13 protein-coding genes and 1 riboswitch are annotated in these 14,024 nt (G+C 68.5%); of the genes, 11 read left to right on the top strand and 2 right to left on the bottom strand.

The genetic code is table 11. From position 1 onward, the window contains the following. The first annotated feature begins 33 nt into the window (after nucleotides 1-33). The 11 genes from ilvC (at nucleotide 34) to AC2S9W_RS11445 (ending at nucleotide 12,519) form a co-directional block, all read left to right on the top strand. A complete protein-coding gene (gene ilvC, locus AC2S9W_RS11495; RefSeq protein ID WP_486570870.1) occupies nucleotides 34-1,068 on the top strand; it encodes a ketol-acid reductoisomerase in 1,035 nt (344 codons plus the stop codon). A 131-nt stretch (nucleotides 1,069-1,199) separates the two neighbouring features. Continuing rightward, nucleotides 1,200-2,336: an 8-amino-7-oxononanoate synthase gene (locus AC2S9W_RS11490; RefSeq protein ID WP_486570869.1), complete on the top strand. Its 1,137-nt coding sequence runs from the start codon at nucleotides 1,200-1,202 to the stop codon at nucleotides 2,334-2,336. Continuing rightward, entirely contained in the window at nucleotides 2,336-2,944 is a 609-nt protein-coding gene (gene bioD / locus AC2S9W_RS11485; protein ID WP_486570868.1) for a dethiobiotin synthase, read from the top strand. The genes AC2S9W_RS11490 and bioD overlap by 1 nt, the downstream gene beginning before the upstream one ends. 149 nt (nucleotides 2,945-3,093) lie before the next feature. Then, nucleotides 3,094-4,347, top strand: a complete 1,254-nt coding sequence (locus AC2S9W_RS11480) for an adenosylmethionine--8-amino-7-oxononanoate transaminase (protein WP_486570867.1) — start codon at nucleotides 3,094-3,096, stop codon at nucleotides 4,345-4,347. A gap of 263 nt (nucleotides 4,348-4,610) precedes the next feature. Continuing rightward, a complete protein-coding gene (locus tag AC2S9W_RS11475; protein ID WP_486570866.1) occupies nucleotides 4,611-5,024 on the top strand; it encodes a hypothetical protein in 414 nt (137 codons plus the stop codon). Between the two features lie 95 nt (nucleotides 5,025-5,119). Beyond that, nucleotides 5,120-5,764: a YceI family protein gene (locus AC2S9W_RS11470; protein ID WP_486570865.1), complete on the top strand. Its 645-nt coding sequence runs from the start codon at nucleotides 5,120-5,122 to the stop codon at nucleotides 5,762-5,764. A 211-nt stretch (nucleotides 5,765-5,975) separates the two neighbouring features. Next, the gene (gene leuA / locus AC2S9W_RS11465) at nucleotides 5,976-7,640 is read left to right on the top strand and encodes a 2-isopropylmalate synthase (RefSeq protein WP_420877525.1); all 1,665 of its coding nucleotides are present in this window, start codon (nucleotides 5,976-5,978) and stop codon (nucleotides 7,638-7,640) included. 168 nt (nucleotides 7,641-7,808) lie between these two features. Next, nucleotides 7,809-8,348, top strand: coding sequence for a hypothetical protein (locus tag AC2S9W_RS11460; protein ID WP_486570864.1), 540 nt, complete (start codon nucleotides 7,809-7,811; stop codon nucleotides 8,346-8,348). A 77-nt stretch (nucleotides 8,349-8,425) separates the two neighbouring features. Continuing rightward, a riboswitch (cobalamin riboswitch) is annotated at nucleotides 8,426-8,628 on the top strand. Between the two features lie 116 nt (nucleotides 8,629-8,744). Beyond that, entirely contained in the window at nucleotides 8,745-11,051 is a 2,307-nt protein-coding gene (gene metE / locus AC2S9W_RS11455; RefSeq protein WP_486570863.1) for a 5-methyltetrahydropteroyltriglutamate--homocysteine S-methyltransferase, read from the top strand. Then, the gene (locus AC2S9W_RS11450; protein WP_486570862.1) at nucleotides 11,044-11,451 is read left to right on the top strand and encodes an acyl-CoA thioesterase; all 408 of its coding nucleotides are present in this window, start codon (nucleotides 11,044-11,046) and stop codon (nucleotides 11,449-11,451) included. Before metE ends, AC2S9W_RS11450 begins: the two co-directional genes overlap by 8 nt. A 96-nt stretch (nucleotides 11,452-11,547) precedes the next feature. Then, nucleotides 11,548-12,519 carry an NAD(P)H-dependent flavin oxidoreductase gene (locus AC2S9W_RS11445; protein ID WP_067110106.1) on the top strand — a complete coding sequence of 324 codons (972 nt, stop codon included), beginning with the start codon at nucleotides 11,548-11,550 and terminating at the stop codon, nucleotides 12,517-12,519. Here the strand turns inward: AC2S9W_RS11445 and AC2S9W_RS11440 are convergent. Both AC2S9W_RS11440 and AC2S9W_RS11435 read right to left on the bottom strand, forming a co-directional pair. Further along, complete coding sequence (locus AC2S9W_RS11440) at nucleotides 12,509-13,048, bottom strand: AHH domain-containing protein (protein WP_486570861.1); 540 nt, start codon at nucleotides 13,046-13,048, stop codon at nucleotides 12,509-12,511. The genes AC2S9W_RS11445 and AC2S9W_RS11440 overlap by 11 nt on opposite strands. Continuing rightward, complete coding sequence (locus AC2S9W_RS11435; protein ID WP_486570860.1) at nucleotides 13,011-13,883, bottom strand: hypothetical protein; 873 nt, start codon at nucleotides 13,881-13,883, stop codon at nucleotides 13,011-13,013. Before AC2S9W_RS11435 ends, AC2S9W_RS11440 begins: the two co-directional genes overlap by 38 nt. Nucleotides 13,884-14,024: the final 141 nt, after the last annotated feature.

Genomic DNA, 14,024 nt, shown 5'->3' with positions numbered 1-14,024 from the left:
CTTCGCGGGGACACACTATTAGGGAAGAAAGACATGCAGGTTTACTATGATCGCGACGCCGACCAGGATCTGATCAAGGGCAAGAAGGTCGCCATCCTCGGCTATGGCAGCCAGGGCCACGCTCACGCGCAGAATCTGCGCGACAGCGGGGTCAAGGATGTCGCGATCGCGCTGCGCCCCGGTTCGGCGACCGCGAAGAAGGCGGAAGGCGCGGGCTTCCGGGTGCTGTCGAACAAGGAAGCCGCCCAGTGGGCCGACGTCATCATGATCGCCGCCCCCGACGAGCATCAGGCGAAAATCTATTATGACGACCTTGCCGACAATCTGAAGCCCGGCGCCGCGCTCGCCTTCGCGCACGGGCTCAACATCCATTTCGGCCTGATCGAGGCGCGCCCCGACATCGACGTCTTCATGGTCGCGCCCAAGGGTCCCGGCCACACGGTGCGCAGCGAATATCAGAAGGGCGGCGGCGTCCCCTGCCTGATCGCAGTCGCGCAGGAAGCCAGCGGCAATGCGGGCAACGGCCACGCCAAGGCGCTCGCCCTCAGCTACGCCAGCGCCGTCGGCGGCGGGCGCAGCGGCATCATCGAGACGACGTTCAAGGAAGAGTGCGAGACCGACCTGTTCGGCGAGCAGGCGGTGCTGTGCGGCGGCATCACCCACCTGATCCAGGCCGGGTTCGAAACGCTGGTCGAGGCGGGCTATGCCCCCGAAATGGCCTATTTCGAATGCCTCCACGAAACCAAGCTGATCGTCGACCTGCTCTATGAGGGTGGCATCGCGAACATGCGCTATTCGATCTCGAACACCGCCGAATATGGCGACATCAAGACCGGCCCGCGCATCATCACCGACGAGACCAAGGCCGAGATGAAGCGCGTCCTCGCCGACATCACCTCGGGCCGCTTCGTCAAGGATTTCGTCCTCGACAACCAGGCCGGTCAGCCCGAACTGAAGGCCAGCCGCAAGGCCGCCGCCGCGCACCCGATCGAACAGACCGGCGCCGCGCTGCGCGCGATGATGCCGTGGATCGCGAAGAACAAGCTGGTCGACAAGGCGGTCAACTGACCGCGCCGGACAGCGACGGAACCTCGTCATTGCGAGGAGCGTAGCGACGAAGCAATCTCCAGCCATCGACTTCGCACATGGTCGATAGCTGGAGATTGCTTCGCTCCGCTCGCAATGACGAACGGAGGGAAATGATGAGGCAGCCCTTCCACGCCCACCGCGCCGATCTCGCCGCGCTCGCGGCCGAAGACCGCCGCCGCACCCTCGTCCCGCGCGCCGGGATCGATTTCGCCTCGAACGATTATCTCGGTCTCGCCGGCTCCGCCGCGCTGCGCGACGCGCTCTCTCAGGGCATCGCGCGCGGTCTTCCCGCCGGCTCGGGCGGCTCGCGCCTGCTGCGCGGCAATCATGCGGAACATGAAGCGCTCGAAACCCATGCCGCGCGCCACTATGGCAGCGAGGCGGCGCTGTTCTTTCCCACCGGCTTCGCCGCCAACGCCGCGCTGTTCGCGACGCTGCCGCAGCGCGGCGACCTGATCATCCACGACGAATTGATCCACGCGAGCGCGCACGACGGCATGAAGCTCGGCCGCACGGACATCCGTGCCGCCGCGCACAATGATGCGCAGGCGTTCGACGACATGGTCGTCGCATGGCGCAAGGCGGGCGGCACCGGCACGCCGTGGATCGCGGTCGAAAGCCTCTACAGCATGGACGGCGACACGGCGCCGCTCGCCGACCTCGCGACCGTCGCCGAGCGCCATGACGCGGTGCTGGTGATCGACGAGGCGCACGCGACCGGCGTCTTCGGTCCCGCCGGACAGGGGCTTGCGCACGGCCTTGCGTCCCGCGAAAGGCTTATCACATTGCACACCTGCGGCAAGGCGCTCGGCTGCGAGGGGGCGCTGCTTTGCGGGCCGCAGATCGTCCGCGATTTCCTCGTCAACCGGGGCCGCCCCTTCATCTTCTCCACCGCGCCGTCGCCGCTGATGGCGTGGCTCGTCCGCCAGGCGCTGGAGATCGTGGCGACCGAGCCCGAGCGGCCCGCGCGCCTTCACGCGCTCGTCCGCCATGCCGAGGCGCGCCTTGCCGCGCTCGGCCTGCCCGCGAGCGGCAGCCAGATCCTTCCCGTCGTGATCGGCGACAACGCCCGCGCGATGCGCGTCGCCGGCGCGTTGCAGGCCGCGGGCTTCGACGTCCGCGGCATCCGTCCGCCGACCGTGCCGCAGGGCACCGCGCGCCTGCGCATCGCGATCACGCTCAACGTCGCCGAAAGCGATATCGACGCGATGACCGGCGCGCTTGCCGACGCGATGGCGGCCGCCTGATGCCGCGCTTCGTCGTGACCGGCACCGACACGGGTATCGGCAAGACCGTCTTCACCGCCGCGCTGGCGGGGGCGCTCGGCACCGCCTATTGGAAACCGATCCAGTCGGGGCTCGAAGACGAAACCGACAGCGAGGTCGTCGCGCGGCTGGCCGGGGTGCCGGTCCGGCCCGAGGCGTATCGCCTCGTCACCCCCGCCTCCCCCCACCTCGCGGCCGAGATCGACGGCGTCGCGATCGATCCCGATGCGCTGACCCCGCCCGCGGGCGACCTGATCGTCGAGGGCGCGGGCGGCGTCCTCGTCCCGGTCACGCGCACGCTTCTCTATGCCGATCTGTTCGCGCGCTGGCGGATTCCGGTCATCGTCTGCGCGCACACGGGTCTCGGCACGATCAACCACAGCCTGCTGACGATCGAGGCGCTGCGCGCGCGCGGCGTCCCGATCCACGGCATCGCCTTCGTCGGCGACGCCGTCGAGGACAGCGAGGCGATCGTCGCGAAAATTGGCGGCGTCCGCCGTTTGGGCCGCCTTCCCCGCCTCGATCCGCTGACGGACGAGACGCTGGCGCAAGCCTTCGCCGCCAACTTCGATCTCGCCGGCTTCACCTGAAACCAGAAGCCGCTCGCCCTGAGCCTGTCGAAGCCTGTCCTGAGCGCCTGCAAGGCAGTCGAAGGGGGCTGTCCTTTTTTCCATCCGGCGCCAGAAGGAAGAACGGTGCTTCGACAAGCTCAGCACGAGCGGTAAGAGAGGTCGCACTTATGTCACCCATCTGGCATCCCTTCACCCAGCACGGGCTCGGTGAGCCGATACCGCTGATCGACCGGGCCGAGGGCGCGCGCCTTTACGACGCGCAGGGCAACAGCTGGATCGACGCCATCTCCTCGTGGTGGGTCACCACCCACGGTCACGCGCATCCGCGCATCATGACCGCGATCCGGGCGCAGAGCGAGAAGCTCGACCAGCTCATCTTCGCAGGCTGGACGCACGAGCCGGCCGAAGCGCTCGCCGCCGAACTGGTCCGCATCACCCCCGATCCGCTGACCCGCGTCTTCTTTTCGGATTCGGGTTCGACCAGCGTCGAGGTCGCGCTGAAAATGGCGCTCGGTTACTGGTTCAACATCGGCGAGGCGCGCAGCCGCATCCTGGTGATGGAGCACAGCTATCACGGCGACACGATCGGCGCGATGTCGGTCGGCGAGCGCGGCGTCTACAACCGGGCGTGGCAGCCTTTGCTCTTCGACGTCGGCACCATTCCCTTCCCCGCCGGGGGACGCGAACAGGCGGCGCTCGACGCGCTCGAAGCCGCCTGCGCCGAAAAGCCCGCCGCCTTCATCGTCGAACCGCTGATCCTCGGCGCCGGCGGCATGCTGATCTACCCCGCATGGGTGCTCGCGGAGATGCGCGCGATCTGCGCCCGTCACGGCGTCCTGTTCATCGCCGACGAGGTGATGACCGGCTGGGGTCGCACCGGCACCCGCTTCGCCTGCGACCAGGCGGGGGTGATCCCCGACATCGTCTGCCTGTCGAAGGGGCTGACCGGCGGCGCGATGCCGCTCGCGGTGACGCTGTGCATCGAACCGGTCTTCGAAGCGCATTATTCGACCGACCGCGCAAAGACCTTCTATCATTCGTCGAGCTACACCGCGAACCCGATCGCCTGCGCCGCGGCGGTCGCCAATCTCGCCATCTGGCGCGACGAGCCGGTACAGGCGCGGATCGACGCGCTCGCCGACGCGCAGGCGGCGCATTTGTCGCTGCTGACCGGCGATGCGCGCATCGCGAACCCGCGCCGGCTGGGCACCATCGCCGCGCTCGACGTCCGCGTGCCCGACGGCGGCTATCTGTCGACGCTCGCGCCCCGCCTGATCGCTTTCTATCGCGAACGCGGCGTCCTGCTCCGCCCGCTCGGCAACAGCATTTATGTCATGCCGCCCTATTGCATCGCGCCCGACGAACTCGCGCAGGTCTGGGACGCAATCGCCGCATCGCTCGATCTCGATCCATCGCCATAAGTGGTGGCGCGTCCGCTCAAGCATTCTCCAGGCGCCTCTATGGCGTGTGAGGATTCGGGTTTTGGCGCGCTGCCCCATCCGTTCGTCATGCTGAACTTGTTTCGCAATTATCCCCTTCCGACAGGTGAGCGTTCCCCGGCGAAAGCCGGGGTCTATGCGGGGCAGCGCTGTGCCGAACTCCGAATCCACAGGCCGCAGTTCGGCCTGGGTTCATCTGCGGCGGTCCATCGTCGCAGGCCACGACATCGGGAACGCGATCCGGAATGACAGGAAAAGCCGCTCTTCTGACTTGTCTCGCGGCCCTCGTCTCCGCGGTTCCAGCGCTTGCGCAGGAGGAGGAAAGCCTCGCGCAGTCGGCGCAGCCGCCGCAAAAGAGCTCGATCCTCTATACCTATGGCGACGAACCCTGTCCCGAGGCGCAGGGCGACGAGATCGTCGTCTGCGCGCAGCAGCCCGAATCCGATCGCTACCGCGTCCCCAAGGAATTGCGCGAGGAGATCAAGGACGACGCCCCGGTCGGCGGCGGCAGCTGGGCGTCGCAGGTCGAGGGTTATGAGACGGTCGCCCGCGCCACCCGGCCGAACAGCTGTTCGCCGGTCGGCAGCTACGGCTTCACGGGCTGCGCCGCCGCGGCGCTGCGCGAATGGTTCGAGGCGCGGCGCGCGACGCACCCATAGGGCCATATTCCGGAAACCGTGCGTTTCGCCGCGACGACATTGACGCCGCGCCGCCCTCTCGCCTAGCCTCGCCGCTCTCGGAACAGGAGCCCCCCATGCGCCATACCCTTCCCTTCGCCGCTCTCGCGCTCGCCGTCGTCGCGGTCCCGGTCGTCCTTGCGCAGGGCGGCCCCGCCGTGCCCGGCGCGCCCGACAGGAGCCGTGTCGCCGCCGGAACCTATGCCGCCGACCCCGGCCACACGATCGTCGTGTGGGAAGTCGATCATTTCGGCTTCAGCAAATATCAGGGGATTTTCGGCGACGTGACCGGCACGCTCGTCCTCGACCCCGCCAACCCGGCGGCCGCGAAGGTCGACGTGACGATCCCGGTGTCGAAGGTGACGACGGCAAGCGCCGGGCTGACCGGCCACCTGCTTCGCGCCGGCAAGGACGGCGCCAAGCCCGATTTCTTCGGCCCCGATCCCGCCGACGCGCGTTTCGTGTCGACCCGCGTCGTCCTCGACGACGATGGCGACGAGGCGAAGGTGATGGGTGATCTCACGCTCAACGGCGTGACCCGGCCGGTGACGCTCGAGGTCGATTTCCACGGCGCGGGCACCAATCCCGGCAGCAAGAAGGAAACCGTCGGCTTCGAGGCGGAGGGCGAGATTCGCCGCAGCGACTTCGGCATCCTCTATGGCATCCCGCTGGTCAGCGACCGTGTCGAGCTGAAGATTCACGCGGCGTTCGAGAAGCAATAGGCGCCTTCCCACCGCACTTTTTGCGGCCGCCCCCTTGCCAAGCCCGCGCTTTTTGGTCATGAGCGCGGGCGATGCACATGCGCGGCCTCCTTCTTCTGCGACTTACACGCCCTTGGGCGTGACTTTCGGCCTGCGCCTTTCGCGGTGGGCCACGCGCTCAAGGGCCTGACGACACAGCATCCGAATCCACACAAGCAGAAGAAGCCAACCCATGCCCATGCTCCGCGACCCCTCGGCCAAGTACCGACCCTTTCCGCAGGTCCCGCTGGAAAACCGCCAGTGGCCCGCCCGCACGATCACCAAGGCCCCGATCTGGCTCTCGACCGATCTGCGCGACGGCAACCAGGCGCTGATCGATCCGATGGACGCCGAAAAGAAGACGCGCTTCTTCGACCTGCTCGTCAAATGCGGGCTCAAGGAGATCGAGGTCGGCTTCCCTGCCTCGGGCGCGACCGACTTCGACTATATCCAGAACCTCGTCCGCTCGGGCCGCATCCCCGACGACGTCACGCCGCAGGTGCTGACGCAGGCGCGCGCCGACCTGATCCGCACCAGCTTCGACAGCCTGGCGGGCGCTAAGACCGCGATCGTCCACCTCTACAACGCGGTCAGCCCCGCGTGGCGCCGCATCGTCTTCGGCATGGAGATGCCCGAGATCAAACAGATCGCCATCGACGGCGCGAAGCAGCTGCGCGACAATGCCGCGCGCCTGCCCGGCACCGACTGGCGCTTCGAATACAGCCCCGAGACCTTCTCGACCGCGGAGATCGATTTCAGCATCGAATGCTGCGCCGCGGTGATGGACGTGCTCCAGCCGACGGCGGACAAGCCGATCATCCTCAACCTGCCCGCGACGGTCGAGGCGGCGACGCCGAACATCTATGCCGACCAGATCGAATATTTCTGCAAGCATCTGCCGAACCGCGACCGCGCGCTGATCAGCCTGCACACGCACAACGACCGCGGCACCGGGGTCGCGGCGGCCGAACTCGGCCTGCTCGCGGGCGCCGACCGCGTCGAGGGCTGCCTGTTCGGAAACGGCGAGCGCACCGGCAACACCTGCCTCGTCACCATCGCGCTCAACATGTACACGCAGGGCGTCGACCCCGAACTGGACTTCTCCGACATCGATCAGGTCATCCAGACGGTCGAATATTGCAACCAGTTGCCGGTCCACCCGCGCCACCCCTATGGCGGCGAACTGGTCTACACCGCCTTTTCGGGCAGCCACCAGGACGCGATCAAGAAGGGGTTCGCGGCGCGCGAGCGGCAGAACGACGACAAGTGGGAAGTCCCCTACCTGCCGATAGACCCCGCCGATCTGGGGCGCAGCTACGAAGCGGTGATCCGCGTCAACAGCCAGTCGGGCAAGGGCGGCGTCGCCTGGGTGCTCGAACAGGACAAGGGGCTGAAGCTGCCGAAGAAAATGCAGGCGAGCTTCAGCCACATCGTCCAGGCGGTGGCGGACCAGACGAGCCGAGAGCTGACCGCCGACGACATCTGGACCGCCTTCGAGGGACATTATCTGGCGGCGGACGGCAAGCGCTTCCAGCTCGTGAGCTGGGCGGAAAGCCAGAGCGGCGCCGACCGCATCTTCGCGGGCAAGCTGACCATCGACGGCGCCGAGCGCAGCATCAGCGGCCGCGGCAACGGCCTGATGTCGAGCGTCGTCGCCGCGCTGGCCGAATCGGGCGGCCCGGCGATGGACATCGTCGATTATTCGGAACATGCGATCGGCCAGGGCAGCAATGTGCAGGCCGCCGCCTATGTCGAATGCCGCACCCCCGACGGCCGCAGCCTGTTCGGCTGCGGTCTCGACACCGATGTCGCGACCGCCAGCGTGCGCGCGATCCTGTCGGCGGCGAACGCGATCTGATCCGGTCGCGGAGGCGGGCGCGGCGCGGGCCGCCCCGGCCTCCGCGCACCCCTTCCCTCTCCCGTCCGCCGCATCCCGGTCACGACTGGCCCGATCGGCGTTTCGCGGCGCGCGCATTTGGTCCTAAGCCGATGCGCGCAGCCGGGGGGCGGCGAAGGAGAAGGACCCGTGAACGCATCCCAGGCCCCGTCCGCCAGCGGCCCGAGCGCGTCCGCCGCGCCCACCGGGCCGCTCCCCGCCGACGGGGGAAGCAGCGACCTGTTCTGGAGCCTGCAATATTGCCGCGCGAGCGCGCTGTCGCTGACCCGTCTCGAACTGGCGCTCGCCAGCAGCGACCGGCAGCGGATCGTCGAGGCGATCGACCGCCTCCACGCGCTCGACCGCGAAATCGAGCGCAGGGTCGCAAGCCTGCCGCCGCCGCCCGATCCCGACCCCGAGCGCGAGGCGATCGACCGGCACCTCGACCGCGAGAAGATGGCAGTGGCGTTCGAGAAGCTGGCGCTCGCCAGCGGGATCAGCGGCCCCGCCCTCGCATCGCCGCCCACCTTCGCGGCGCGCACGCGGCCCGAACCCGAGCTTTCTCATGAGGTCGATGGGCCGCCCTTCGATCGCCGGCGGACCCATATTCTCGCCTCGCACGGTCCGAAGATCGCGCTCCTGCTGGCGATCGCGGCCGCCACCGCCGCGCTGCTGGCGACTGCCTTTTAGGATAGGGTCAGTCACCACGCCGCGAGACACATATAAAGATTTCTTTATATAGCGCTTGACAGGATCGTCGCGGCGCCTATTCTGCATGCTGTCGAGGTTCTTCGCGCCGGGCATCTGGGGCGGAGCGAAGATGGGAAGCCGGTGCGAAACCGGCGCTGCCCCCGCAACTGTAAGCGGCGAGCGGCGGTCGATCATGCCACTGGTTCGGCAAGGAACCGGGAAGGCCAGACCGCTGCGGCGACCCGCGAGCCAGGAGACCTGCCTCGTCAGATACGTCCTCCGGCGGGGTGCCCGGTCAGGCCGCATGCATGGCTGCGTCCGACCCTTGCCCTGCGGACGCGGGATATCGTGCGTTCGCGTCTGTCCGTCGCCCTTGCCCCCTGCAAGGTGCTCGAAATGACTGTCAGCGTCGCCACTTTAGGCTTTCCCCGCATCGGCCTTCGCCGCGAACTCAAGGTCGCGCTCGAATCCTACTGGTCGGGCAAATCGACCCTCGCCGACCTGCATGCGGCGGCGGCCGGCCTGCGCGTCGCCCACTGGGCGCGGCAGAAGGCGCTGGGGGCCGACATCCTGCCGTCGAACGATTTTTCGCTCTACGACCATGTGCTCGACATCTCGGCGCTGATCGGCGCCGTCCCCGCGCGCTACGACTGGGACGGCGAGACGGTCGATACCGATCTCTATTTCGCGATGGCGCGCGGCGCGCAGGGCGATCCGGCGCACGCCGGGTGCGGCCACGCCGCCGATACGACCGCGCAGGAGATGACAAAATGGTTCGACACCAACTATCATTTCCTCGTCCCCGAACTCACCGCCGGCCAGACCTTCCGCATCGCCTCGACCAAGATCTTCGACGAATATGACGAAGCGAAGGCGCTGGGGTATCAGACGCGCCCGGTGCTGCTCGGCCCGGTCAGCTACCTGATGCTCGCCAAAGGCAAGGCGGTCGAACCGCTCGCCCTGCTTCCCGCGCTGCTCGACACCTATGCCGAGATTCTCGCGCGGCTGGCGAAACAGGGCGCCGACTGGGTGCAGATCGACGAGCCCTGCCTCGTCCTCGATCTCGACGATGCGCAGCGCGCCGCGTTCGAGCGCGCCTATGCGCGGCTGGCGACGGCGGGGCCGCGCCTGATGCTCACCCCCTATTTCGGCGGCCTCGGCGACAATCTGGACCTCGCCGCCGAACTGCCCGTCCACGGCCTCCACCTCGACCTCGTCCGCGCGCCCGAACAGCTCGGCCCGGCACTCGACAAGGTGCGGCCGCACGTCCTGCTGTCGCTCGGCATCGTCGACGGCCGCAACATCTGGCGCGCCAACCTTCCCGACCTTTACTGGCGGCTCAAGGAGTTGGCGGCGACGCGCGACCTGATCCTCGCGCCGTCCTGTTCGCTGCTCCACGTTCCGGTCGATCTAGCGCTCGAAACCGCGCTCGATCCCGAAATCGCGCAATGGCTGGCTTTCGCGGCGCAAAAGATCGAGGAACTCGCCGCGCTCGCCAGGGCGTTGAACGAAGGCGAGGATGCCGCCTTCGCCGCCTTTTCGGCGTCGCGGATGGCCGCGGTCGCCCGGGCGACCTCGCCCCGCATCCACGATCCCGCCGTCGCCGCGCGCCTTGCCGCGCTCGATGCGGACGCCGCGCGCCGGGCCGCGCCCTTCGCCGCCCGCCGCGAGGCGCAGCGCCGGCGCCTTCCGCTTCCCCGCTATCCGACCACGACGATCGGCTCCTTTCCCCAGACGGCGGAGGTCCGCAAGGCGCGCGCCGCGCATATTCGGGGCGAAATCGACGATGCGGCCTATGACCGCTATCTGAAGGTCGAAACCCGCGCCGCGATCAAGTGGCAGGAGGAGATCGGCCTCGACGTCCTCGTCCACGGCGAGTTCGAGCGCAACGACATGGTGCAATATTTCGGCGAACGGCTTGCCGGTTTCGCCTTCACCCGCAGCGGCTGGGTGCAGAGCTATGGCTCGCGCTGCGTGCGGCCGCCGATCCTCTATGGCGACGTGTCGCGTCCGCGGCCGATGACGGTCGACTGGTGGCGCTATGCCCAGGATCAGACCGACCGGCCGGTGAAGGGCATGCTCACCGGCCCGGTGACGATCCTCAACTGGTCGTTCGTCCGCGACGACCAGCCACGCGAAGCGAGCTGCCGCCAGATCGCGCTGGCGATCCGCGACGAGGTGCTGGACCTGGAGGCCGCGGGCGCCGCGATCGTCCAGATCGACGAGGCGGCGCTGCGCGAAGGGCTGCCGCTGCGCCGCGGCGAATGGCCGCATTATCTGGGCTGGGCGGTCGAATGCTTTCGCATCGCGGCCTCCGGCGTGCGCGACGACACGCAGATTCACACCCACATGTGCTATTCGGAATTCAACGACATCCTTCCCGCGATCGGTGCGATGGACGCCGACGTCATCTCGATCGAAACCGCGCGGTCGCAGATGGAGCTGCTCGGGGCCTTCGCAAGCTATGCCTATCCGAACGAGATCGGTCCCGGCGTCTATGACATCCATTCGCCGCGCATTCCGGCCGAGCGCGAGATGACCGACCTGCTGACCCTCGCCGGACGGCACCTGCCGCCCGATCAAATCTGGGTGAATCCCGATTGCGGGCTCAAGACGCGCAAGTGGGACGAGGTGCGACCGGCCCTCGTCTCGATGGTCGCCGCGGCGCAGCGGATGCGGATTCGGGAGGCCTATGATGCCTGACGAAACCATGCCCGCGGACCAGCCCACGATCCGCGTCACCGCGATGCCCGCCAACGCCAATGTCTATGGCGACATCTTCGGCGGCTGGCTGATGGCTCAGATGGACCTGGCCGCGTCTTCGGTCGCATCGCTCCACGCGCGCGGCCGGGCGGTCACGGTCTCGGTGGAGGGCATGGCCTTCCACCGCCCCGTGTTCGTCGGCGACGAGGTGTCGGTTTTCGGCCGGCTGATGAAGGTCGGGCGGACCTCCATGCATGTCGAGGTCGAAGCCTGGGCACGCGACCGCCATGCCGAGGACGGGCACAAGGTGACGCAGGCGGTCTTCATCTTCGTCGCCGTCGGCCCCGACCGGCGCCCGCGCGCGCTCGGCCGCCCGGCCGCCGTTCCTCCGCAGTCCTGACCGGTTCGCACTTGTGACAGGCGGCCGCGATCCCCCTTGCACAGCCTTCCGTTTACGTTAAGGTCAGCCGAAACCTCTATTCGGAGAGCGACGCCCATGGCCCTTCCCGCGATTTTTGACCGCCTTCGCCTGCCCGTCATCGGTTCGCCGCTGTTCATCGTCTCGGGCCCCGACCTCGTCATCGCGCAGTGCAAGGCGGGAATCGTCGGCAGCTTCCCGGCGCTCAACGCGCGCCCGCAGACGCTGCTCGACGAATGGCTCCACCGCATCACCGAGGAACTGGCGGCGTGGGATCGCGACAATCCCGACCGTCCCTCGGCGCCGTTCGCGGTCAACCAGATCGTCCATCGCTCGAACGACCGGCTCGAAGCCGATATCGCGACCTGCGAGAAGTGGAAGGTGCCGATCACCATTACCTCGCTCGGCGCGCGCGAGGAGCTGAACCAGGCGGTCCATAACTGGGGCGGCATCACGCTTCACGACGTCATCGACGACCGCTTCGCGCGCAAGGCGGTCGAGAAGGGCGCCGACGGGCTGATCCCGGTCGCGGCCGGCGCGGGCGGGCATGCCGGCACCCAGTCGCCCTTCGCGCTGGTGCAGGAAATCCGCGAATGGTTCGACGGGCCGGTCGCGCTGTCGGGCGCGATCGCGCACGGCCGCTCGATCCTCGCCGCGCAGGCCTGCGGCGCCGATCTCGCCTATATCGGCAGCGCCTTCATCGCCTGCGCCGAGGCGAACGCCGACGCCGGATACAAGGCCGGGATCGTCGAGGGGCGCGCCGCCGACATCGTCTATTCGGACCTGTTCACCGGCGTCCACGGCAATTATCTGCGCGGCTCGATCGTCAACGCCGGGCTCGACCCCGATGCGCTGCCGAAGGGCGACCTCAAGACGATGAACTTCGGTTCGGGCGGCAATACCAAGGTCAAGGCGTGGAAGGACATCTGGGGGTCCGGCCAGGGAATCGGGTCGGTGCGCGCGGTGCGCCCCGCCGCCGATTTCGTCGCCGAACTGACCGATCAATATCGGGAGGCGTGGCGCGAATTGCAGGGCAAGGTCATCGGCTGACCCCGCCGCCGAACAGCCGCCCGATCGCGTCGTCTAGATAGGGGCGATCGGCGAAAATCCGCATAGGATCGCGCCGGTTGAGCCAGAAGCCGGCACCATGCCGGTCGGTCAGCGCGCGCCGCGCCGTATCCTGCAGCAGTCGCAGCCGCATCACCGCGGTCCGCCGCGCCGCGATCGGGTCGCCGGGCGCCTGCACGGCGAAATGGGCGCGGATACGCTCGACCCGCGCGACCATCACGTCGCTGTAGCCGGGGTGCGGCCCGCGATGCAGCGCGTGGCCCGACGACAGCGCGCCGCCCTCGCTCGCCGGCAGCATCAGGCCGTTGAGGTCGAAGCGCTGGAGCAGGAAGCCCTCGGCGCGCAGGCAGTCAAGCATCGCCGCCATCTGCGGGCGGCGGAGCAGCAGGACGGGCAGCAGGTGATGGCGCTGGAAACCGGGCCGCGGCGGCGGCGCCCCGCGCCATCGCCGCGAATCGCACCGCAACGCGGCCTCAGCCGCCGCGGTCGAAGGCGACGTCCACCACCGCATGTCCCCGATCGGCATCGAGGCGCGGCGACAGATCGACCCATTCGCCCTGTTGCAGCCCGCGCGCCCGCTGCGTTTCGAGGATCGGGCCGTTGACCATGATGTCGAGCGCGAGACGCGCCAGCCGCCGCACCATGTCCGCCACCGTCCAGCCGGCCGGGATCGCGGCGGTGAGTTCCTGCCCGGCAAAGGCGGCGAGCCCGCGCGTCCCGACATGCGCGCCGCGCGCCGTTTCGTGCCGGCGAAAGGCGACGAGGTGCAGGACGGGCGGCATGCCGCTCGTCAGCATCTCGGCAACCGCGGCGCGGAACTGCGGGGCGTCGGACCACAGCCGTGCGGGGGACCAGAAGATGTGGCTGGCGTCGAACAGGTCGATCAGCAGCACCAGCGTCTTGAACAGTTCGCGCATGCGCGTGGCCTGACCGCCCCCGGCGGATGGGGTCGCGCCGCCGGCCGCGACGAACGCCCAGCATCGCCCGGCCCCGCGCCAGTCGGGCGGCAGCCCTGCCGCAAGCTGGCTGGTCGCCGGCGCGTCGGGATCGGCAAAATCGAGCGCAGGCGCACCCGCCGGTGCGGCGACCAGTTCCGTCGCGCCGAGCCTCAGGTGGAATGTCGGCGCGTCGGGCCCCGTCGCCAGCAGCCCGCCTTGTCCGTCCGCCGCAACGCCCTCCGGCCGCAGGCCCATGTGACGCAGCGCGCGCTCGATCTCGGCCGGCGACCGGCGTCCGAAACCCTGCGCGACGATCAGCGCAAAGGGACCAGCCGCAACCAGCCCCTTGACCCCTTCATTGCTGTTGTCGTCGCCATCCATCGCCGCGCCGGCCTTCGTCGATCGCACCGGGCATCGCAGGACGGGCGCCCTTGATCAAATGCTAATTGCGATCCTGTCGACAAGTTAATCCGCCGCCGCGCGGCAGGTCATCGTCCCGCAGCATAGCGTCGACCTATACCCCATCGGCATTGTTTCGATTGCCAGCCT

The organism is Sphingopyxis sp. 550B (assembly GCF_057401805.1).
This window is presented reverse-complemented; position numbering and strand designations above follow the sequence as displayed.